The 21,135-nt window shown below is 71.3% G+C and carries 16 protein-coding genes; 8 read left to right on the top strand and 8 right to left on the bottom strand.

Annotated elements, in window-relative coordinates:
* Nucleotides 1–92 precede the first annotated feature (92 nt).
* Nucleotides 93–1,646, bottom strand: coding sequence for a class I adenylate-forming enzyme family protein (locus VED21_RS37500; RefSeq protein WP_324891391.1), 1,554 nt, complete (start codon nt 1,644–1,646; stop codon nt 93–95).
* A gap of 477 nt (nt 1,647–2,123) precedes the next feature.
* Between VED21_RS37500 and VED21_RS37495 the strand changes: the two genes are divergently transcribed.
* The 5 genes from VED21_RS37495 to VED21_RS37475 all read left to right on the top strand — a co-directional run bounded on the left by VED21_RS37495 (nt 2,124) and on the right by VED21_RS37475 (nt 7,303).
* Complete coding sequence (locus VED21_RS37495; RefSeq protein WP_324891389.1) at nt 2,124–3,392, top strand: ABC transporter substrate-binding protein; 1,269 nt, start codon at nt 2,124–2,126, stop codon at nt 3,390–3,392.
* A 14-nt stretch (nt 3,393–3,406) separates the two neighbouring features.
* Complete coding sequence (locus tag VED21_RS37490; RefSeq protein WP_324891387.1) at nt 3,407–4,537, top strand: acyl-CoA dehydrogenase family protein; 1,131 nt, start codon at nt 3,407–3,409, stop codon at nt 4,535–4,537.
* Between the two features lie 29 nt (nt 4,538–4,566).
* Nucleotides 4,567–5,739, top strand: a complete 1,173-nt coding sequence (locus tag VED21_RS37485; protein WP_324891385.1) for an acyl-CoA dehydrogenase family protein — start codon at nt 4,567–4,569, stop codon at nt 5,737–5,739.
* Nucleotides 5,740–5,868: 129 nt separating this feature from the next.
* Nucleotides 5,869–6,594: an ABC transporter ATP-binding protein gene (locus VED21_RS37480; protein ID WP_324891383.1), complete on the top strand. Its 726-nt coding sequence runs from the start codon at nt 5,869–5,871 to the stop codon at nt 6,592–6,594.
* Nucleotides 6,581–7,303 (top strand): ABC transporter ATP-binding protein, encoded by a 723-nt coding sequence (locus VED21_RS37475; protein WP_324891381.1) that lies wholly within the window; start codon nt 6,581–6,583, stop codon nt 7,301–7,303. Before VED21_RS37480 ends, VED21_RS37475 begins: the two co-directional genes overlap by 14 nt.
* Before the next feature lie 35 nt (nt 7,304–7,338).
* Here VED21_RS37475 and VED21_RS37470 read toward each other — a convergent pair whose 3' ends face one another.
* The gene (locus VED21_RS37470) at nt 7,339–7,884 is read right to left on the bottom strand and encodes a hypothetical protein (RefSeq protein ID WP_324891380.1); all 546 of its coding nucleotides are present in this window, start codon (nt 7,882–7,884) and stop codon (nt 7,339–7,341) included.
* 240 nt (nt 7,885–8,124) lie between these two features.
* Between VED21_RS37470 and VED21_RS37465 the strand changes: the two genes are divergently transcribed.
* Nucleotides 8,125–8,946, top strand: coding sequence for a hypothetical protein (locus VED21_RS37465; RefSeq protein ID WP_324891378.1), 822 nt, complete (start codon nt 8,125–8,127; stop codon nt 8,944–8,946).
* 31 nt (nt 8,947–8,977) lie between these two features.
* Here VED21_RS37465 and VED21_RS37460 read toward each other — a convergent pair whose 3' ends face one another.
* The gene (locus tag VED21_RS37460) at nt 8,978–9,151 is read right to left on the bottom strand and encodes a YdcH family protein (protein ID WP_324891376.1); all 174 of its coding nucleotides are present in this window, start codon (nt 9,149–9,151) and stop codon (nt 8,978–8,980) included.
* A gap of 258 nt (nt 9,152–9,409) precedes the next feature.
* On the opposite strand from VED21_RS37460, the gene VED21_RS37455 reads away from it, so the two are divergent.
* Both VED21_RS37455 and VED21_RS37450 read left to right on the top strand, forming a co-directional pair.
* Nucleotides 9,410–10,579, top strand: a complete 1,170-nt coding sequence (locus VED21_RS37455) for an ABC transporter substrate-binding protein (protein ID WP_324891374.1) — start codon at nt 9,410–9,412, stop codon at nt 10,577–10,579.
* Between the two features lie 2 nt (nt 10,580–10,581).
* Nucleotides 10,582–14,337: a PAS domain S-box protein gene (locus VED21_RS37450; RefSeq protein WP_324891372.1), complete on the top strand. Its 3,756-nt coding sequence runs from the start codon at nt 10,582–10,584 to the stop codon at nt 14,335–14,337.
* A 78-nt stretch (nt 14,338–14,415) separates the two neighbouring features.
* On the opposite strand, the gene VED21_RS37445 is transcribed toward VED21_RS37450, so the two are convergent.
* From VED21_RS37445 to VED21_RS37425, 5 genes are read right to left on the bottom strand one after another with little or no spacing between them, the layout of a single operon-like run.
* Nucleotides 14,416–15,588 (bottom strand): fused response regulator/phosphatase, encoded by a 1,173-nt coding sequence (locus tag VED21_RS37445; protein WP_324891370.1) that lies wholly within the window; start codon nt 15,586–15,588, stop codon nt 14,416–14,418.
* A complete protein-coding gene (locus tag VED21_RS37440) occupies nt 15,581–17,620 on the bottom strand; it encodes a response regulator (protein WP_324891368.1) in 2,040 nt (679 codons plus the stop codon). The genes VED21_RS37445 and VED21_RS37440 overlap by 8 nt, the downstream gene beginning before the upstream one ends.
* Nucleotides 17,621–17,633: 13 nt before the next feature.
* Nucleotides 17,634–18,947 carry a diguanylate cyclase gene (locus VED21_RS37435; protein WP_324891366.1) on the bottom strand — a complete coding sequence of 438 codons (1,314 nt, stop codon included), beginning with the start codon at nt 18,945–18,947 and terminating at the stop codon, nt 17,634–17,636.
* Nucleotides 18,948–18,967: 20 nt separating this feature from the next.
* Nucleotides 18,968–19,426, bottom strand: a complete 459-nt coding sequence (locus VED21_RS37430) for a response regulator (RefSeq protein WP_324891364.1) — start codon at nt 19,424–19,426, stop codon at nt 18,968–18,970.
* On the bottom strand, nt 19,362–21,134 hold the full coding sequence (locus tag VED21_RS37425; RefSeq protein ID WP_324891362.1) for a sensor histidine kinase: 1,773 nt from the start codon (nt 21,132–21,134) through the stop codon (nt 19,362–19,364). The genes VED21_RS37430 and VED21_RS37425 overlap by 65 nt, the downstream gene beginning before the upstream one ends.
* Nucleotide 21,135: the final 1 nt, after the last annotated feature.

The following is a 21,135-nucleotide window of genomic DNA, read 5'->3' as shown; positions in this document are numbered from 1 at the left end:
AGAGGGGCTTTTGTCTTCGCTATATCAATACACTAGCTTCCGCCGGAAGATGTGTGCATCACGTAGCACCGGAAGGCGGGAGAGGGGGACTGTCACCGCAGCGTCGCCCCGTGCCCGTGGTTCTGGGCGTCGGACTTCAGGGCGCTCTTCAGGATTTTGCCGGTCGGGCCGATGGGAAGCTCGGTCACCACGATCTCCGACGGCACCTTGTAGGGCGCCAGATTGGCGCGCAGGTGCTCCAGCAGTTCGGCCTCCGACACCAGCCGGCCGGGCTGGCACTGGACGTAGGCGACGACCTCCTCGTTGCCCTCCAGCGTGCGGCCGACGACGGCCGACTGGGCCACGGCCGGGTGGCTGCCCAGCACCGATTCGACCTCCACCGGGTAGACGTTGAAGCCGGAGCGGATGATCAGCTCCTTGCTGCGGCCGACGATGCGGTAATAGCCCTGCGCGTCGCGGCAGCCCAGGTCGCCGGTCGCCAGCCAGCCGCCGGGGCGCATCACCTCGCGCGTCGCCGCCTCGTTGCGGAAATAGCCGGACATCAGCGACGGCCCGCGCACCCACAGCTCGCCCACAGCACCATCCGGCGCCTCGCTGCCGTCGTCGCGCACGAGGCGGATCTCGACGCCCGGCGACGGCTCGCCGATCACGTCGCCGGCCACGTCGACGCCGTCCGGCACGCGGGCGACCGGCACCATCTCGGTGGCGCCATAACCGTTGCCGAAGGGCAGGCCGAGGGTGCGGCTGACGCGCTCCTTCAAATTGGGGTCGAGCGGGGCGCCGCCGCAGCCGATGCAGCGCAGTGCCGGGGAGCGCAACTCGATCCCCTTGGCCGCGGCGTAATCCAGGAGGCGGGCGAACACCTGCGGCACGGCGACGATGAAGCTGACCTTGCCGTCGCGGATGGAAGCCGCGAGGTGCGCCGGGTCGAAGCGCGGCGGCAGCAGGCTGCACGCCCCCACCCAGGCGGCGGCCAGCACGTTGCTGGACACGCCGATGCTGTGGCTGAGCGGCGCCACCACGTACAACCGGTCGGCGGCGGTGAGGCGCCGCGCCTTGCACTGGCTGGCCCCGGTGTACATCACCGCACGGTGCGCCAGCATCACCGCCTTCGGGTTGCCGGTGGTGCCGGAGGTGTACATGAGAAGCGCGATCTGCTCGCCATCGGCGCGCACCGGTTCGGGCGTGCAGGATTCGTCCAGCGTGCCCATGGCGATGCGGCCGAAGACGGGGTCGTCGTGCGTGGTCACCGGCTCGGCCGCCGCGTGCTCGGCCGCCGCCGCGCTGTCCTCCACGGTGAAGAGCACGCGGCGGAAGCCGGCATGGGCGCGCATGGCGGCGACCTCGCGCGCCGACATGCGCGCGTTGACCAGCGACGCCCAGGCGTCCAGCCGGCTGACGGCGAACAGCAGCACCACGCCGGCGATGCCGTTCTCGTTGACGATCATCACCCGGTCGCCGGGGCGCACGCCGGCTTCCCGCAGGACATCCGCCGCACGCTCGATGGCGGCGCCGACGGCGCCCCAGGTGACGGTGCCGCGGGATGTCTCATAGGCGGGGGCGTCCGGCGTCTCCCGCGCCCAGCGCGCCGGCAGGTCGCTGATGCGGGCGGGCGGCGGGTCGCCCAGGATCGACAGGCTGCTCATGGTCGGTGCTTCCTCCACTGTATCGACGTGCCCGTTCGGGCTTTTTTCGGTCGGGAAGGGGCGGGCGGGCCGTTCGCCCGCGGCTGTCGCAAGTGCTTCGGGGCGGCCGAGAATACCGCACAGCGAAACGATATCAAACGATTTGTGCGCACGGCAGGGGTCCCTGTGTTCTGCACTATGGAACTGCACGGAGTAGGCCACGCCGACGGTAAGGGTGGCTCATACCCCCTTGTCCGTGCGGCGAAGTGTCCGTGACGCGAGCAATAGACGCTTGCGATCCAGGTTCGGCACATGTACGCTGATATGAATTCGGTTGTGAAGACCGCAGTGCGAAACATATTGCGGTGGAATGCGGGCTGGCGATCGGGTCCGGGTTGATCCGGCATGCGGAACGAAATCCGGCGCGATGGGCCGGAAACAAGGGCCAGAAACAAAGGCCTCAAAACAAAGGCCGGAACACAAGGGGAGGAGCAGGTTATGAAGCGCGTCGTGCGATCCTTGGCGGGCGCCGTCGGTGCCGTGGCCGCCATCGCCGTGGCCGGTGCCCTGGCCGGGGTGTCCGGGCTGTCGTCCGCTCATGCGCAGCAGCCGCAGACGGTCCGCATCGGCGTCGTGCAGCCGATGAGCGGCAGCCTCGCCTCCTACGGACAGGAGAGCCAGCCCGTCCTCCAGTACATGGTCGACAGGATCAACGCCGAAGGTGGCATCCGGAGCATGGGCGGTGCGAAGTTGCAGCTCGTGCTGGCCGACGACGCCGGCAAGCCGGCGCTCACCGCCGCGGAAGGGCGCCGCCTGATGGCGGAGGAGAAGGTGCCGCTGGTCGTCGGCAGCCTGTTCACCAACCACCTCATGGCGCTGTCGCCGGTGGCCGACGAACACAAGGTGCCGACCCTGTCGATCTACGGGGCGGCGTCGCAGTCGCCCTACATCTTCGCGCTGGGCCTGCCGTACGACCGGGGCTACGCGCAGTCGATGGTCGACTTCATCCGCTGGCTCGACAAGGAGAAGGGCGTCCCCGTCAAGCGCGTCGTCACCGCCTATTCCAACTACGAGGGCGCCCAGCAGATCAACAAGCACATCACCGCGCGGCTGCAGCAGTACGGCTATGAGGTGGTGGGCGACGTCCCGCTGGACATGAAGGCCAACGACCTGATCCCGGCGATGCTGAAGATCCGCTCCTACAAGCCGGACGTGGTGGTCGGGCTGAAGCTGCGGCCGGAGGCGGTGAAGCTGCACCGCGCCCGCCACGACCTGAAGGCGCTGGACGGCATCTTCGTCGAGGCGACCGGCTCCGCCGACGGCGCCTTCTGGAACGAGCTGAGCGACGACATCGCCCGGCAGGTGCTGGCGAAGAACTTCTTCGCGCTGTCGCTCTACGCCCCCACCGACCGGCTGCCCGCGGCGCGCGACCTCGCCTCCGCCATGGACCAGAGCGGCAAGCTGCCGGACCGGTTCGGCCAGATCGCCGTCTCCGCCGCCCAGGCCATCCTGGTGGTGAGGAATGCGCTGGAGGCCGCCGGATCGATCGATCCGGAAAAGCTGCGCGCGGCCATCGCCGCCGTAAACCTGCCGTTCGGCAACCCCGACATGGTGTTCCCGCGCCAGGGCGGCGTGTCCTTCGGCGAGGACCGGCTGACGAAGCACGGCGAGACCCTGGTGGTGCAGTGGGCGCCCAACAAGACCAACGAGGTCGTCTATCCCCCCGCCTTCGCCACGACGGCTCCGCGCCTGGGCGACAAGCGCTGAAGGCCGGGCCGACCATGCGACCCGTCTTCCAGAGCGAGCACGAGATCCTGCGCGAGCAGGTCCGCCGCTTCGTCGCCGACGCCATCGTCCCCCACCACGCCCGGTGGGAGAAGGACCATGTGGTGCCCAAGGAGGTGTGGCGGCAGGCCGGCCGCCTGGGCTTCCTGTGCTGCGCCATCCCGGAGGCATACGGCGGCGGCGGCGGCGACTTCGGCCATTCGGCGGTGGTGATCGAGGAGCTGTCGCGCGTCAACGCCACCGGCGTCGGCTTCCCGCTGCACTCCGACATCGTCGCCCCGTACATCCTGCGCTACGGCAGCGAGGAGCAGAAGCGGCGCTGGCTGCCGCGCATGGCGGTGGGGGAGCTGATCGGCGCCATCGCCATGACGGAGCCGGGAACGGGCAGCGACCTGAAGGCGGTGCGCACCACCGCCCGGCGCGACGGCGGCGATTACGTCATCAACGGGCAGAAGACCTTCATCACCAACGGCCGCAACGCCGGGCTGGTGATCGTCGTCGCCAAGACGGATCCGAAGGCCGGGCGCAAGGGCATCAGCCTCTTCGTGGTGGAGGAGGGCACACCCGGCTTCACCAAGGGCAAGGCCATCGAGAAGATCGGCCAGCACGCCCAGGACACGGCCGAGCTGTTCTTCGACGACGTGCGCGTCCCGGCCGCCAGCCTGCTGGGCGAGGAAAACCGGGGCTTCGGCTACCTGATGCACGAGCTGGCGCAGGAGCGGCTGATCATCGCGCTCCGCGCCGCGGTCACGATGGAGAGCATGCTCGACGCCACCGTCGCCTACACGCGCGACCGGCAGGCGTTCGGCCATCCGGTGTTCGAGTTCCAGAACACCCGTTTCACGCTGGCCGACGTGAAGGCGCAGGCCACCATGTTCCGCGTCTTCGCCGACCATTGCCTGGCACTGCACCTGAAGGGCGCGCTGAGTGCCGACATGGCCGCCATCGCCAAGCTCAATGGGGCGGAGATGCTGAACCAGGTGCTGGACCGCCTGCTCCAGCTGCACGGCGGCTACGGCTACACCAGCGAATACGCCATCGGCCGCGCCTGGACGGACGCCCGCGTGCTGCGGATCTACGGCGGCAGTTCCGAAATCATGCGGGAAATCATCGCCCGCACGCTGTGAAATCGCAAGTGAATCGGGGAGACAAGACGGTGAGCGCGGTTGATGACGAGACCTTCGGGCAGCTCCTGGACGCCATCCGGCGCTTCACGCGCGAACGCCTGATCCCCAACGAGGAGCGGGTCGAGGCGGAGGACGACGTCCCCGCCGAGATCGTGCGGGAGATGCGCGACCTCGGCCTGTTCGGCATGAGCATCCCGGAGGAGTACGGCGGCCTGGGCCTGTCCATGCGGCAGGAGGCGCTGTCGGTGATCGAGCTGTGCCGCGCCTCGCTGGCCTTCCGCTCGCTGATCGGCACCAACGTCGGCATCGGCGCCCAGGGCATCGTCATGGACGGCACCGACGAGCAGAAGCGCCGCTACCTGCCGGGGCTCGCGACGGGCGAGCTGGTCGCCTCCTTCGCGCTGACGGAGCCGGACAGCGGTTCCGACGCCGCCAGCATCCGCACGTCGGCGCGGCGGGACGGGGACGACTTCGTCATCAACGGCACCAAGCGCTACATCACCAACGCGCCGCGCGCCTCCGTCTTCACGCTGATGGCGCGCACCAACCCAAATGAGAAGGGGGCGGCCGGCATCACCGCCTTCCTGGTGCCGGCCGACACGCCGGGCATCCGGCTGGGCAAGCCCGACCGCAAGATGGGCCAGCGCGGCACCAAGACCTGCGATGTGGTGCTGGAGGACGTGCGCGTGCCGGCCAGCGCCATCATCGGCGGGCCGGAGCGGCTGAACCAGGGGTTCAAGACCGCCATGAAGGTGCTGGACCGCGGGCGCATCCATGTCTCCGCCATGGCGATCGGCACGGCGCGCCGCATGCTGGACGAGGCGCTGCGCTACGCCACCGAGCGCCGGCAGTTCGGCCAGCCCATCGCGGAGTTCCAGCTGATCCAGGCCATGCTGGCCGACAGCCAGACGGAGCTGGCGGCGGGCCGCGCGCTGATGCTGGACGCCGCCGACACGCTGGAGCGCGAGGGTGCGGCCATCCTGGAGGCGTCGTGCTCCAAGTACTATTGCACGGAGATGGCCGGCCGCGTCGCCGACCGCGCGGTGCAGATCCACGGCGGGGCTGGCTACATGGCCGAATACCCGGTGGAGCGGCTGTACCGCGACGTGCGCCTGCTGCGCATCTACGAGGGCACCAGCCAGATCCAGCAGCTGGTCATCGCCAGGAACACGCTGAAACGCTTCGCCGCCGGGACGCTTTAGGCGGTGCGCACGGCGTTGGGTTTTCGCTGCGCTCAACCCAACCTACGTGGAAAGTCCCTGTAGGTTGGGTTGAACCGAAGGTGAAAACCCAACGGTCCAAACAAGGCGAACGGGGAGGGACAGGGCGCCGTGACCATACTCAACGTACAGAACGTCTCGAAGCGGTTCGGTGGCCTGACCGCGGTCAACAGCGTCGCCTTCTCCGTCGAGCCGGGCGAGATCGTCGGCATCATCGGCCCGAACGGGGCGGGCAAGACCACGCTGTTCAGCATGATCTCCGGCTTCCTCCGGCCCGACGACGGCGACGTGCACTTCAAGGGCCGTAGCATCAGGAACCTGCCGCCGCACCGCATCGTGCGCATGGGACTGACGCGCAGCTTCCAGGTGGTGCAGGTGTTCACCGACATGACCGTGCTGGACGCGGTCACCACGGCGGCGCTGGTGCACAACCCCATGCGCAAGGCGATCGCGGTGGCCGAGGAGGTGCTGGAAACCGTCGGCCTCGCCCACAAGGCGGAGGAGACGCCGGGCTCCCTGTCCATCCAGGACAAGAAGCTGCTAGAGCTGGCGAAGTGCCTGGCCACGCAGCCGCAGCTGATTCTGCTGGACGAGGTGATGGCCGGCCTGACCCTGGCGGAGGCGCAGGTGCCCATGGGGATCATCCGCTCTCTGCGGGAGAAGGGCATGACCTTCGTGATGGTCGAGCACGTGATGCCGGTCATCATGAACACCGCCGACCGCATCGTCGTCATCAGCTTCGGCCAGAAGGTCGGGGAAGGCACGCCGGCCGAGATCATCCAGGACGAGCGCGTGCGCGAAGCCTATTTCGGGGAGGACAGCCATGACCACCACTGAACCGCTGCTGGAGGTGGAGGGGCTGACCGCCGGCTATGGCGGCGTCGCGGTGCTGCGCGACGTGTCGCTGCGGGTGGATGCCGGCGAGATGGTGGGCCTGCTGGGCGCCAACAACGCCGGCAAGTCGACGCTGATCCACTGCCTGTCCGGCGTCGTCAAGCCGATGGCCGGCCGCATCCGCTTCAAGGGGGAGGACGTCACCGACCTGCCGCCCGAGCAGATCGTCGAGCGCGGCATCATCCAGGTGCCGGAGGGGCGGCTGGTCTTCCCGCAGATGTCCGTGCGCGAGAACCTGATGATGGGCAGCGTCAGCCGGCGCGCCAAACCCCGGCGCAAGGCGAACCTGGAGCGCGTGCTGTCGCTGTTCCCGCGCCTGCACGAGCGCATGGACCAGCCGGCCGGCACCATGTCCGGCGGCGAGCAGCAGATGCTGGCCATCGGCCGCGGCATGATGGCCTGCGCCGAGGTGCTGATGCTGGACGAACCGTCGCTGGGCCTGTCGCCGCTGATCGTCCAGCACATCTTCGAGATCGTCCGCAAACTGCACGCCGAGGGGCTGAGCATCCTGCTGGTCGAGCAGAACTCCAGCCTGACCTTCCGCCACGCCTCGCGCTGCTACGTGCTGGAGCAGGGCCGCGTGGCGATCGAGGGGCCAAGTTCGGTGGTGCGGGAGGATCCGGCGACGCGCAAGGCGTACCTGGGGATGTGAACCACTGCCGCCGCCCTGCCCGCCGCCCCGCCGCCTCAATCGATCCCGATCAGTTCGGCGAGGCGGTGGCGGACGTCGGCGGCGTCCACCCGGTCGCCGAGGTCGAACCGCCACGTCCGCCCGCCCGGCGTGCGCAGCGCCACGTGCAGGACGGCACCCTCCAGGTCCAGCCGGCCGACGTCGTCGAAGTCGACGACGGTGTCCGCCAGGAACAGCCGCCAGTTGGCCGGGTCGACCACCAGCAGCTCGCCGCTCTCCGCGCGGCGGACCAGCCAGGCCGAGGCGAGGTGGCCGGAGCGCAGTGCCTCGGCCGCCAGCCGGTGGCTGCGCACCGCCGCCGCCCGCGCGTCGATCGTCGACCACGCCCCCCAGCCGATGCCCGCCGCCGCCACCGGCACCAGCAGGTCGACCGGAAGCGCCATGCGCAGCATGCCGAGCAGGACGAGCAGCACCACGGCGGCGAACACGGCGGAGGCGATCCACAGCACCGCCCGCGCCGCCCGCGGCGTCGGGTCGGGGCCGATCCGCTCGGCGATGGCGCGATCGTCCATGGTGACGAGGACGTCCTGGGGGCGGTGCATGGGGTGGATCGCGCCGGGCGGCTGATCGGGGATTGGACGGGGCATGCCTACAACATGTGGCCGGACCTCCCGCCCGGTCAATGCGTCCATGGATCGATCAGGGCGATCGCTTGAAAGCCCCTCTCCCGCGAGGGGAGAGGGGCTATACGGTAACGCCAGGCTCTTCAAGCGATTGCCCTGATGGATCGATCACGCCGGGGGCCGATGCATCGCGGGCCGTCCGTCCCCACATGGGACGTCATGATCCGTGCCCTTCGCATCGCCCTCATTGCCACCGGCGCCCTCGCGGCGGCGGCCCTCGCCGGGACGGTCGCCACCGTCGCCGCCCTGCCCGCCATCGCGGATTTCTTCCCGCTGGAACTGACGCGCGTCGTGCTCACCGACGGGCGCCGGCAGGTGGAGATGCAGGGCATGGCCCATCTCGCCACCCCGCGCTTCTACCAGGACGTGGCCGCCCTGGTGGCGGCGCGGCGCAACGAGGGCTGGCTGGTCTTCTATGAGGAGGTCAGGTCCGACGTCGCCGACCCGAACCGCGGCGTCGCCACGGTCATGGAACGGATGGGCGCCACCTGGACGCCGGATGGCGGCAAGCACCCGTACGAGATCGTCGCCGGGCTGCTGGGCGACGGGCTGGTGCTGCAAAGCAACGCGGCGATCCTCGGCGCTCCGGGGCCGGAGGTGCGCAACGTCGACGTGACGCTCTCGCAACTCCTGGCCTCCCTGCCGCCGCCGGAGGCCGGACGCGACGACGACCCGCCCGTCGACATCGCCGAGGCGCGCGCGGCCTTCGACGGGCTGCCGGCCTGGATGCAGGAGCGGGTGCGCGCCGCCATCCGCATCATGCTCGCCGCCGGGACGACCAGCGGCTTCGCGCACGAGGCCCTGCCGACGGCGCTGACCCTGACGCGCGAGGCGCTCGTCGCCGACGCGATCCGGCGGGAACCGGCGCGCAACATCCTGGTGCTGTACGGCCAGCTGCACCTGGAGCCGATCCAGCGGCGGCTGGAAGCGGCGGATGCGGACTGGCGCGTCGTCCGGCAGGCGACGGTGCGCGCGTTCTGAGATCCCCTGGATTGGCGCCCGGCGCGGCCGCTCAGTGCATCCGCATCTGGTCGAGCTGTTCCTTGACGTGGAGCTTTTCGAGCTTGAGGCGCTTGAGCGTCAGGTCGTCGGGCCGGGGGCGGCCGTATTCGGTGCGGATCATCTCCTCGATGTCGGCATGGCGCTGACGCAGCGCCTGGATGGCGCTCGGCTCGGCCGTCTCCATGGTGGTGTCCTCCGACTTTTCTGCAGCGGCGGGCGTTCCGGTGGGCCCGCCGCTACAACACGCGAGAGCCGTGTATGTTGCATGCGCCGCGGCAGACCGTCGCATGCCCCCTCGCGACCCCTTACAACCCCCTGGATGCCCGCCGAAAGGACTATTACCATTATCCTATATGGATGATGATGGCATGGTCCGTTCGGCGGGAATCCCTCGGCCGCGGATGAAGGGGCGACGGCGATGTTGGGCGGACTTCGGACGATCATGGCGGCCTGCATCGTGCTTCTGGCGGCCGCGGCCCCGGCCGTGGCGGACGCGCCGCCCGTCCGCGTCGGCATCTCGGCCGAGTTCGGCGTCGTCGGCAGCACGTCGGCGCAGGCCGTGCAGTTAGGCGCGCAGATCGCCGCGGACGAGGTGAACGCCGCCGGCGGGGTGCTCGGCGGCCGGCGGATCGAGGTGGTGGTCAAGGACGACCGCTCCGTTCCGGCGCGGGCCATCCGCAACCTGCAGGAGTTCGCCGCCGATCCCGCCGTCGTCGCCGTGCTGTGCGGCAAGTACAGCCCGGTGGTGGTCGAGGCGGTGCCCGAGGTGCACCGGCTGGGCCTGCCGCTGCTCGACCCCTGGGCGGCGGCCGACCCGATCACAGAGCACGGCTTCACCCCCGACTACGTCTTCCGCCTGTCGATGCGCGACAGCTGGGCCATGCAGGCGATGGCCGTGCATGCGCTGGAACGCGGGGCGGCGCGCATCGGCCTACTGCTGCCCAACACCGAATGGGGCCGCAGCAGCGAACGCGCCATGCGGCGCCTGGAATCCGAGGGGCAGGGCCCGCGGATCGCCGCCACCGCGTGGTACAACTGGGGCGATCCCTCGCTGGCCGAGCACTACCGGGGGATCCTGGCGGCCGGGGCGCAGATGCTCGTCCTGGTGGCCAACGAACGGGAAGGTGCGCTGCTGGTGCGCGAGATGGCCGCACTGCCGCCGGCGCAACGTCTGCCCGTGCTGGCGCACTGGGGGATCACCGGCGGCACCTTCTTCGAAGGCAGCGGGCCGGCGCTGGGCGCGGTCGATTTCGCGGTCGTGCAGACCTATTCCTTCATCGGTGCGGCGGATCCCATCGCCCGCCGCGTCGTGGAGGCGGCGGTGCGGCGGGGCGTGCCCGACGCGCGGCGCATCCCGTCGCCCGTCGGCGTGGCGCACGCCTACGACCTCGTGCGCATCCTGGCCAGGGCCATCGACGCGGCGGGGTCGGCGGATCGCGCGGCGGTGCGTGATGCGCTGGAAAACGTCCGCGACCACCAGGGGCTGGTGGCCTACATGGAGCGCCCCTTCGCGCCCGGGCGGCACGACGCCCTGTGGCCGGAGATGGTGTTCCTGGCGCGCTTCGCGCCCGACGGCGCCATCGAGCGGATCCTTACCGCTCGGGGGAATTGACCATGCGCCTGCCATGCCCCTGGGCCGACTGGATCGGCGAGCGACTGGGCCGGCGGATCGCCGTGCAGGCGGTCGCCGGCATTCTGGCGACGGGCCTGCTGTTCGCCACGCTGGCGCTGGCCGGCAGCGTCTGGCTGCTGCGCCAGGAGCAGGCCAGGGAGATGGACCACCGCCTGAACCTGGCGGCGGAGCGCCTGTCGGCCAAGCTGTCCATCCTCGCCCGCAACACCGCCGATCTGGCGGCCAACCCGGTGATGAGCACGGCGCTGCTGGATTCGCGCGGGCGCGACATCTACCTGCGGCCGTTCCTCGGCAACTACCGCCTGCCGCTGGTCGAGCCGCACGGCATCACGCTGTGCGACTTCGACGGCCAGCCGCTGGCCAGCCGCAAGGACGTGGCGCCGGATTGCCTGCGCGGCGACCCGGCGGTGGCGGACATGTTCCGCACGGAACGCCCGCAGCTGTCCATCCGCGTCCAGGGGCAAGGGGCGGGGGGCGGCCCGCAGGCGGCGGTCCTCCAGCCGGTGCTCTACCCCGGCACCGGCCGGGCCGAAGGCTATGCGGTGGCGACGCTGGATCTGGGCGCGCTGCTGGCCAACGTCGCGCACGACGGCGGCAACACCTACCTGCGCCTGACGGCCGGCACGGCCGGTCTCGACGTGCGGGCCGGCGCGCCGCCGGACGGGCGGGCCGCCGCGCTGTCGGTGCCCGTGGCGCTGGAAGGCGGCACCACGCTCCACCTCCGCCTGGAGGAGCGCCTGTCCACGCCCGACGGGCTGCTGCAGCTCCTGGGGCTGTACCTGGGCGGTATTCTGGCGGCGCTGGCGCTGGCGCTTGCGCTGGCGCGGCGCATGGCGACCGGGCTGACGGCGCCGCTGGAGGCGCTCAGCCGCACCGCCGCCCGCATCGCCGAGGACGGCGCCGCCTCGCACCCGGCCGAGGTGGTGGGGCGTGACGAGGTCGGGCGGCTCGCCGAAGCCTTCAACCGCATGCTGGCGGCGCTGCGCCGCGCGCAGGAGGGGCTGGAGGATCAGGTTTCCGAACGCACGCGGGAACTGGAAGCCGCGCTGGCCGCCGTGGAGGCGAGCGAGCGGCGCTACCGCGCGCTGTTCTCCGGCTCGCAGGTGGCCATGCTGCTGGTCGATCCTGCCGACGGCACGATCTTCGACGCCAACGCGGCGGCGGCCCGGTATTACGGATACGACGTCGCATGCCTGAAGGCGATGCCGGTCGGTGCCATCAACACGCTGACGTCGGAAGAGATCGCCGAGGAGATGCGGCAGGCGCGGGAGGAGCGGCGCAACCACTTCTTCTTCCGCCACCGGCTGGCCAGCGGCGAGATGCGCGACGTGGAGGTGCACTCCGGCCCCATCGACCAGGACGGGCGGGTGCTGCTTTACTCCATCATCCACGACGTCACTGACCGCCGCCGCCTGGAGGACGAGCGCCGCCGCCTCTCCGCCGCCATCGAGCAGTGCACGGTCGCCATCGTCATCACCGACCTCGCCGGCAACATCGAGTACGTCAACCCCGCCTTCTGCGCCGTCACCGGCTATGCCGCCGACGAGGTGCGCGGCCAGAACCCGCGCATCCTGAAGTCCGGCGAGGACAACGGCGTGGACGGCGGCGTGGACGGCGGCGTCGACTACCAGGCGATGTGGGAGCAACTGACCTCCGGCCGCACCTGGACGGGCGTCTTCCACAACCGGCGCAAGGACGGCGGCCTGTACTGGGAGCAGGCGGTCATCTCGCCGGTCAGCGACGCCGCCGGGCGCATCACCCACTACGTCGCCGTCAAGCAGGACATCACCGAGCGCCGGCAGGCGGAAGAGGCCATCCGCAGCCTGTCGCGCCGCTTCCAGGAGGTGCTGTCGGCGGCGTCCGAGGTGGCGATCGTCGCCACCGACTGCGACGGCCTGATCACGCTGTTCAACACCGGGGCGCAGCGCATGCTGGGCTATGGCGAGGAGGAGGTGGTGGGCCGCCACACCCCCGCCCTGTTCCATGACGCCGCCGAGATATCCGAGCGCGTGTCCGAACTGGCCGCCGCCGGCCACGCGCCGCTGACGCCGTTCCGCGCCTTCGTCGCGGTGGCCGAGGACGAGGGGCACGAACGGCGCGAGTGGACCTACGTCGGCAAGGACGGCCGCCCCATCGCCGTGTCGCTGGCGGTGACGCCCATGCGCTCGGAAACCGGCGAGGTGTCCGGCTACCTGGGCGTGGCGCTGGACATCACCCAGCGCAAGCGCGCCGAAGGGGCGCTGAAGGACAGCGAGGAGCGCTTCCGCAGCCTCGTCGAATCCACCACCGACTGGGTGTGGGAAACCGACGCCGACCACCGCTTCCGCTGGTTCTCCCCCTCCTTCGAGGTGGTGCTCGGCACGTCCCCGGATGCGCTGCTCGGCAAGCGGCGGGAGGAGCTGGTGGCCGACGGGCACGAAATCGTGTCGGCCGCGTGGATGCAGCACTTCGCCGATCTGCGGGCGCGCCGGCCGTTCCGCGACTTCCGCTACTGGCTGCGCACCGCCGACGGCAAGGGGCGGTGGATCAGCATCAGCGGCTCGCCCCGCTGGGATGCCGACGGCGCCTTCCTGGGCTACCGCGGCACCGGATCCGACATCACCGAGCGCGCCGCCACCTCCGTGCGGCTGCGCATGCTGGCCCAGGTGGTGGAGCAGAGCCCAGTCTCCGTCGTCATCACCGACCCGGCCGGAAACATCGAGTACGTCAACGAACGCCTTGTCCAGGTGACCGGATGGTCGCGCGGCGAGCTGACGGGCCGGCACTGCCGGATCTTCGGCTCGGGCGAGACGCCGGCCGAGACCTACGTGGAGCTGTGGGGCACCATCACCGCCGGCCGCAGCTGGATGGGCGAGCTGAAGAACCGCAAGAAGGACGGCGCGCTCTATTGGGAGACGGTCGCCATCTCCCCCGTGTTCGGCGAGGGCAACGAGATCGTGCGCTTCGCCGGCATCAAGGAGGACATCACCTACCGCAAGGAGGCGGAGTCCCGCATCGCCGAGGCGAACCGCCTGCTGAACCAGCAGGCGATCCAGCTCCAGCGCTCAAACGAGGAGCTGGAGCAGTTCGCCTACGTCGCCTCGCACGACCTGCGCCAGCCGCTGCGCGCGGTCACCAACTATCTGACGCTCATCGAACGGTCGCTCGGCGATTCCCTGGACGAGGAGATCAAGGAGTTCATCGGCTTCGCCACCGGCGGGGCCAAGCGCATGGACGCGCTGATCCGCGACCTGCTGGAATACTCCCGCATCGGCCGCAAGGAGCGGCCGTTCGAGCCGGTCCCGCTGGCCGAGGCGGTGGCCGACAGCCTGTTGGACCTGGAGGTGGCGATCGGCGAGGCCGGTGCGCGCGTGACCATCGCCGACGGGCTGCCGGCGGTGCGCGGCGACCGCATCGAGCTGACGCGGCTGTTCCAGAACCTGATCGGCAACGCCGTGAAGTACCGCGCCCCCGACCGCGCGCCGGAGGTGACGGTCGACTGGCAGGACGAGGGCGCCGACTGGCTGATCCGCGTGCGCGACAACGGCATCGGCATCGAGGCCAAGGACTACGACCGCGCCTTCGGCGTGTTCCAGCGCCTCGTCACGCGTGAACGCTACGAGGGCACGGGCATCGGTCTCGCGGTGTGCCGCAAGATCGTCGAGCGCCACGGCGGCCGCATCTGGATCGAATCCGTGGTCGGCGAGGGCAGCACCTTCCTGATGACCCTGCCCAAGGCCGATGGTGGAGAGCTGTAGGTTGGGTCTGGACCCAACACCGTCTGCCATGCGAAGGGCGTTGGGTTTTCGCCTGCGGCTCAACCCAACCTACGAGGTTCACCCGCCCAGCGTCGCCGTGACGATCAGCAGGTCGTCGCTCACGCCGTCGCCGAATTCAGCCAGGAAGCGGTCGGCCAGCCAAGGGGCGAGGCGGTCGGGCGGCGGTGCGTCCACCAGCAGCGGCGCCATCCAGGCGCTCAGCTCCTCCTCGTCGCGGGGGCGGCCCAGGCCTTCGCATTCCACCAGCGCGTCGCTGTAGAGGATCAGCGTCTCGCCATCCGCCAGCGCCACGTCGCGGGCCGGGCGCGGCGTCTCGGCGACGAGGCCGAAGGGAAGGCCGGATAAGGGCACGGCCTCCAGCGTCCCGTCGCGGCGGCGGATGAAGCCGTCGCGCAGGCCCCCCGGCACGAAGCGGAACCGCCCGCGCGCCCGGTCGATCACGCCGTAGACGCCGGCCACGTACTGGCCGCGGTGGTGGCCGTAGGCGTGCAGCCGGCGGTCGAGGTGCGCGGCCACCGCCGACGGGTCGGCGCCGAAGGGCGGGGGCGGCGTCACCAGCGTGTGCAGCGCGAACATCCGGAGCGCCGCCGACACCCCGTGCCCGGACACGTCGCCCACCGCCAGCGCCACCGTACCGTCGGCCAGCACCCAGCTGTTCCAGTAGTCGCCGCCGATGGTCGTGCAGGGCAGGTAGTAATGGCTGAGCGTCACGCCGCGCCCGGCGATCCCGGCGCGGGTCTCGGGCTGCGGCAGCACCGCCTCCGACAGGGCGCGGGCCTCGCGCAGTTCGGCCTCCATGCGCGCGCGGTAGGCGAGCAGCCCGGCCGACAGCAGCGCGTTGGACAGGTGGACGCGCACGCGCGCCTCCAGCTCCAGCGGGTCGTAGGGCTTCGCCACCACGTCCGAGGCGCCGGCGGCGAAGGCCGCCCGGCGGTCCTCGGGGCTCGACATGGCGGTCTGCACGATGACGGGAACACGGGCGAAGCGCGGGTCGGCGCGCAGGCGGCGGCAAACCTCCAGCCCGTCCATCTCGGGCATCACCACGTCCAGCAGGATGCAGGCGGGGACGCGCTCCTCCACGAAGGCCAGCGCAGAGGCGCCGTCGGACAGGCCGACGACGTCGTGGAAGCCGCCCTTGCGCAGCAGCGCCTCGATGATGGTGCGGTTGAGCGGCTCGTCGTCGACGACGAGGATGAGCGCGTCGGCGGCCGGCATCAGGATGTCAGGCATGGACGGTTCCCCCCGCCAGCGGGTGGACGCGGAAGGCGGCGAGCGCCTCGGCCAGCCGGGCGTCCAGGGTTGCGGCCAGGGTGCGCGCCGTGCCGGCGTCGCCGGCGCGGCAGGCGCCCTCGATCGCCGCGGCATGGGCGGACAGGGCCGGCAGGCCGAAGGTGGCGGCCAGCGACTTCACCTCGTGCGCGGCGTTGCCGGCGGCGTTCAGGTCGCCGCGCGCCCCCGCCGCCACGGCTTGGCGCGCGCGGTCGGCGACGTTGCGCTGGAAGACGCCGGTCAGTTCGGCGAAGGTGCCGGCGCCCACCGCCTCCGCCAGCTGCTCTAGCACCACGGGCGCGAAGACGGCCGGGCCGGCGTCGGCGGGGAGCTCGACCGGCATCGGCGTCGGTGTCGGCACCGGCACCGGCACCGGCACTGGCGCCGGGCGGCGGGCGTGGCGGGCCAGCGCGGCCTCCAGCTCGGCCGGGCGCACGGGCTTGCGCAGATAGCCGTCCATCCCGGCCTCCAGGCAGCGTTCGGCGTCGCCCGGCATGGTGTTGGCGGTCATGGCGACGATGGGCACGCGCGCTGCGTCGCCGCCCAGGCGGCGTATGGCGCGCGTCGCCTCCAGCCCGTCCATGCCGGGCATCTGCATGTCCATCAGCACGGCGTCGAAGGCCTGCGCGCGCACCGCCTCCACGGCCCTGGCCCCGTCGGGGACCACCGTCACCCGGTGCCCGCGGCGGGTGAGCAGGCCGGCGGCCACCTTCTGGTTCACCACGTTGTCCTCGGCCAGCAGGATGGACAGCGCGCCCACCGGCGCCGCCGGCGCCTCGCACTCCTCCGGCTGCGGCATGGCTTCGGCGCCCACCGGGAAGGCGACCTCGAACCAGAAGCGGCTGCCCGCGCCTGGCGTGCTGTCCACGCCCATGCGCCCGCCCATCCGTTCCACCAGCTTGCGGCACACCGCCAGCCCCAGCCCGGTGCCGCCGAAACGGCGGGAGATCGACGCGTCGGCCTGGGTGAAGGACTGGAACAGCTTGTCCAGCACCTCCTCGGCGATCCCGATGCCGGTGTCGGACACGGCGAAGCGCAGCGTCACGGTGTCCCCGTCCAGGCCCAACGCCCGCACGCCGACGCGCACGCGCCCGGCGTCGGTGAACTTCACCGCGTTGCCCACGAGGTTCAGCAGCACCTGCCGCAGCCGCCCGGCGTCGCCCACCACCACCGGCGGCACGTCGGCCGCCACGTCGACGGCGAGGTCCAGCCCCTTTTCCTGGGCGCGGGATGCCAGCAGCGCCACCGTGCTGTCGACCACGCGGCGGACGTGGAAGCCGGCGCTCTCCAGGTCGACGCGCCCGGCCTCCAGCTTGGAGAAGTCGAGGATGTCGTCGAGGATGGCCAGCAGCGCCTCGCCGGAATCCCGGATGATCTGCAGCTTGTCGTGCTGGTCGGGCGACAGCGCGCCGTCCAGCAGCAGGCGCGTCATGCCCAGGACGCCGTTCATGGGCGTGCGGATCTCGTGGCTCATCACCGCCAGGAATTCCGACTTGGCGCGGCTGGCGGCTTCCGCCGCGGCCTTGGCGGCGCGCAACTCGTCCTCCAGGCGCTGGCGGGAGATGGCGTAGCGGATGGCGCGCTGCATCAGCCCGGCGTCGGCCTGCCCCTTGACCAGGAAGTCCTGGGCGCCGGCTTCCACCGCGTCGACGGCGAAGTCGGTGTCGTCCAGCCCGGTCAGCACGATCACGGGCACGGCGGGGAACGCCGCCTTGACCTTCTCGATGGTGTGGAAGCCGTGGCTGTCGGGCAGCGACAGGTCGAGCAGCACGACGTCGGCCGGCTGCGCTGCCAGCCGGTCGAACGCCTCGCGCAGGGTGGCGGCGCGGTGCACGGCGAAGGCGGCGGTGCGGGCGTGGCGCAGGCCGATCTGCACCAGCCGCGCGTCGGCGTCGTCGTCCTCCACCAGCAGCACGCGGATGGTGTCGGTCTTGGGCGCGGGGGGCGCGGGGGGCGCGGGGGGCGGGAGGGCGGCGGATAACGCGGCGGGCATGGCGGCGGCTCGCTCAGGACGCGGCGGACAGTTCGGGCGCCTTCACCTCGACGCGGTTCCGCCCGTTCGCCTTGGCATGGTAGAGCGCGTCGTCGGCCCGGCTCAGCGCCTGCTCGATGCCGGCGTCGCCCGGCATGCAGGCGGCGATGCCGATGCTGGCGGTCAGGCGCAGCGTGCCGCCGTCCGGGCGCGGGATCTCCGCCCGCGCCAGCGCCAGGCGCAGCCGCTCCGCCGCCTCGCGGGCGGAGGGCACGTCGGTCTCCGGCAGCAGGATGCCGAACTCCTCGCCGCCCAGGCGGCCGACGATGTCGGTCTCGCGCAGCAGGTCCCGGCAGACGGCGGCCACGTGGCGCAGCGCCTCGTCGCCGGCCGCGTGGCCGTGCGTGTCGTTGATGCGCTTGAAGTGGTCGATGTCGAACATCAGCACGGTGGCCGGCCGGTCGTAGCGGCGCACGCGCACCAGCTCGCGCTCGGCCGCCGCCAGGAACTGCCGCCGGTTGGCCAGCCCCGTCAGCGGGTCGGTGGTGGCGAGGTGGCGCAGCTCGTTCTCGAAGCGCTTGCGCTCGGTGATGTCGCGGATCACCGCGGTCAGCAGCATGCCGTCGGGCTGCAGGTCCTTGGAGATGGAGATCTCCACCGGGAACTCCCGCCCGTCGCGGGCAAGGCCCACCACCTCGTTGCGGTCGGCCATGCTGCGCGAACTCGGCCCCTCGATCACGAAATCGGCGACGTGCGCCCGGTGGGCGGCGGCGAGGCGGGGCGGGATCAGCATGTCCAGCGGCCGGCCCAGCACGTCGGCCTCGGCGTAGCCGAACATCCGCTCGGCCGCCGGGTTGAACAGGACGATGCGGTGCCGGGCGTCGACCGACAGGATGGCGTCCTGGGCGAGCGTCACGATGGACAGCAGCCGCTGTTCCGAATGCCGCAGCTTCTCCTCCAGCTGCTTGCGCGCGATGGCGTAGCGGATGGCACGCTGCAGGACCGGGCCGTCGGTGGCCCCCTTGAACAAATAGTCCTGGGTGCCGGCGGCCATCGCCTCGATGGCGAAGTCCTCGTCGTCGTGGCCGGTCAGCACCACCAGCGGCATGGCGGGGAACGCCTCGCGCATGCGGCGGATGGTGTCGAAGCCGCTGGAATCCGGCAGCGACAGGTCGAGCAGGACGACGTCGCAGCCGTGGTCCGCCAGCCAAGCCAGGGCGTCGTCCAGGGAAGCGCGGTGGGTCAGCGCGAAGCGGCTGCCCAGCGTGCGCAGCGCGTGGCGGACCAGACCGGCGTCGGCCGGGTCGTCTTCCACCAGGAGCACGTCGATGTTGCGGGTCTCGGGCATGGGGGGCGCCTCTCCGCCGGTCACTTCGGCAACGTGACGATGTCGAACCAGTAGTGCTGGACCGTGTGGATCAGGGTGAAGAAGTCCTCCACGTCCATCGGCTTGGTCAGGAAGCTGTTGGCGCCGCGCATGTAGCTCGCCTCGATGTCGCGCTCGACGTCGGAGGTGGTCAGCACCACGACGGGAATGGTCTTCAGCGCCTCGTCCGCCCGGATCTCGCTCAACACCTCGCGCCCGTCCTTGCGTGGCATGTTGAGGTCGAGCAGCACGAGGTTCGGCCGCGGCGCCGCGGCGAAGCGCTCGCCCTGCCGGTGCAGGAATTCCATGGCCTCGACGCCGTCGCGCACGAGGTGCACCTCGCAGGGGACCGGCCCCTGCTTCAGCGCCCGCTTCGCGAGGTTGGCGTCCGCCGGATCATCCTCCACCAGCAGCACGGTGAACGTCTTCGCGTCCTTCGGGGGCGTGGTCGGCTGGGTCATGGCGGGCCTCGGTGAGCGTGGTGCGGGTCGATGGCGTGGTGTGACCGGGCGGAAGGGCGGGGTCGGGCAGCAGGATGGTGAAGGTGCTTCCCTCGCCCGGCGTGGAGGCCACGCGGATGTGGCCGCCCAGGCGCTGGATCATCTTGCGGACGATGGCCAGCCCCATGCCGGTGCCGGGGTGGTCGGCGCGGCTGTGCAGGCGCTGGAACACCTCGAAGATGCGCTCGTGGTAGTCCGGTGCGATGCCGATGCCGTTGTCGGCGACCTCCAGCGCGTGGAAGCCGCCTTCCCGGCGCGCGGCGATGCGGATGCGCGGCGGCCGGCCGGGCGCGCGGTACTGCAGCGCGTTGGCGAGCAGCACGCAGAACGCCTCGGTCAGGCGTCGGGCGTCGGCCATCACCTCGGGCAGGGGAGCGGCGTCGATCTCCGCCCCCGTCTCCGCGACCATGGGGGCGAGCCGGGCCAGCGCTGCCTTGAGCGCGGCATCGGCGGCCAAGGGGGCGGTCGGCAGCGGCAGCGACTTTTCCGCCAGATAAAGCTGGATGTCGCGCAGCAGGTGCTTCATGCGGGCCGCCGCCGCGGTGACCTCGCCCAGCCATTCCCGCCCCTCGTCGTCCAGGGCGTCGGCGTAGGTCATGGCGACCAGCTGGCTGTAGCTGGTGATGGCGCGCAGCGGCTCCTGCAGATCGTGGGCGGCGACGTAGGCCAGCCGCTCCACCTCGCCGTTGGCGATGCGCAACTCGTCCGCCTGCCGCTCCAGCAGCCGCTGGGCGCGCGCGCGCCGTTCCAGCAGGTGGCCGATGGCGAGCGCCCCGGCCAGCAGCACGGCGGTGACCAGGGCGCCGACCAGATGCAGGTTGCGCTCCACCACCACGGCGCGCTCCATCACGTCGTCGTCGGCGACCTGGGCGGCGACGACGAGCGGATAGCCCTTCACCTGCCGCCAGCCGCTGTGGCGGTCGACGCCGTCGACGAAGCTGGTCACGGGCGCGGCCCCCACCGGCCTGGCCGGGTCGAAGAAGGGATAGTCGGCCGGCAGCGCCTCGCCCAGGCCGCGGGTGTCGGCCTCCTGCCGGCTGAAGCGGGCGCGGACGATGCGGTCCATGCCGGCCAGCAGCGTCACGCCATGCGCGCCGGTGTCGATGGCCTCGAAGTTGGCGATGAAATAGTCCGGCTCGACCGACAGCACGACGACGCCGGCGAACGACCCGTCCGGCCTGGACAGGCGGCGGGTGAACTGGATCGACCAGCGCTGCGACACCCGGCCCAGCACCGGCTTGCTGATGAACAGCTCGTCCCGGCCGGAATCGCGGTGCACGCGGAAATGCTCGCGGTCGCTCAGATCCACCGGCTTGGTGACGGGGGCCAGGTTGGAGAAGGCCATCATCCCGCGCTCGTCGATGGTGGCCCACTGGAAGACGCCGCCCTCCTTCAGGTATGCGTCCCGCCACCCCTCGGCCGGCGGGGAGCCGGGGTTGGAGCGCTGGTAGGCGCGGTAGTCCTGCAGCGCCAGATCGATCATGGTGACCGTGCGCCGGATGTGCTCGGCGAAGACGCGGGCCATGTTGCCGGCCTCCACCCGCGCCTCGGCGCGCAGGGCCGCGCGGTTGTGGGCGGTGACGACGACGATGGCGCCCCACAGCGCGGCCACCATCACCAGCCCAGCCAGCAGCGACCACGCGTAGTTTCGCAGGTGGCGGTTGCGCATG

The organism is Azospirillum sp. (genome assembly GCF_035627195.1).
In the GTDB taxonomy this organism is placed as follows: Bacteria; Pseudomonadota; Alphaproteobacteria; order Azospirillales; family Azospirillaceae; genus Azospirillum.
The sequence above is the reverse complement of the archived record's forward strand: the minus strand, read 5'-3'. Positions and strand labels throughout refer to the sequence as shown.

Bases quoted from the DNA above. Each gene is read 5' to 3' on its own strand.
- VED21_RS37500 (WP_324891391.1), bottom strand. From the start codon at position 1,646: ATGAGCAGCCTGTCGATCCTGGGCGACCCGCCGCCCGCCCGCATCAGC.
- VED21_RS37495 (WP_324891389.1), top strand. From the start codon at position 2,124: ATGAAGCGCGTCGTGCGATCCTTGGCGGGCGCCGTCGGTGCCGTGGCC.
- VED21_RS37490 (WP_324891387.1), top strand. From the start codon at position 3,407: ATGCGACCCGTCTTCCAGAGCGAGCACGAGATCCTGCGCGAGCAGGTC.
- VED21_RS37475 (WP_324891381.1), top strand. From the start codon at position 6,581: ATGACCACCACTGAACCGCTGCTGGAGGTGGAGGGGCTGACCGCCGGC.
- VED21_RS37470 (WP_324891380.1), bottom strand. From the start codon at position 7,884: ATGCACCGCCCCCAGGACGTCCTCGTCACCATGGACGATCGCGCCATC.
- VED21_RS37465 (WP_324891378.1), top strand. From the start codon at position 8,125: ATGATCCGTGCCCTTCGCATCGCCCTCATTGCCACCGGCGCCCTCGCG.
- VED21_RS37460 (WP_324891376.1), bottom strand. From the start codon at position 9,151: ATGGAGACGGCCGAGCCGAGCGCCATCCAGGCGCTGCGTCAGCGCCAT.
- VED21_RS37455 (WP_324891374.1), top strand. From the start codon at position 9,410: ATGGCGGCCTGCATCGTGCTTCTGGCGGCCGCGGCCCCGGCCGTGGCG.
- VED21_RS37450 (WP_324891372.1), top strand. From the start codon at position 10,582: ATGCGCCTGCCATGCCCCTGGGCCGACTGGATCGGCGAGCGACTGGGC.
- VED21_RS37445 (WP_324891370.1), bottom strand. From the start codon at position 15,588: ATGCCTGACATCCTGATGCCGGCCGCCGACGCGCTCATCCTCGTCGTC.
- VED21_RS37440 (WP_324891368.1), bottom strand. From the start codon at position 17,620: ATGCCCGCCGCGTTATCCGCCGCCCTCCCGCCCCCCGCGCCCCCCGCG.
- VED21_RS37435 (WP_324891366.1), bottom strand. From the start codon at position 18,947: ATGCCCGAGACCCGCAACATCGACGTGCTCCTGGTGGAAGACGACCCG.
- VED21_RS37430 (WP_324891364.1), bottom strand. From the start codon at position 19,426: ATGACCCAGCCGACCACGCCCCCGAAGGACGCGAAGACGTTCACCGTG.
- VED21_RS37425 (WP_324891362.1), bottom strand. From the start codon at position 21,134: ATGCGCAACCGCCACCTGCGAAACTACGCGTGGTCGCTGCTGGCTGGG.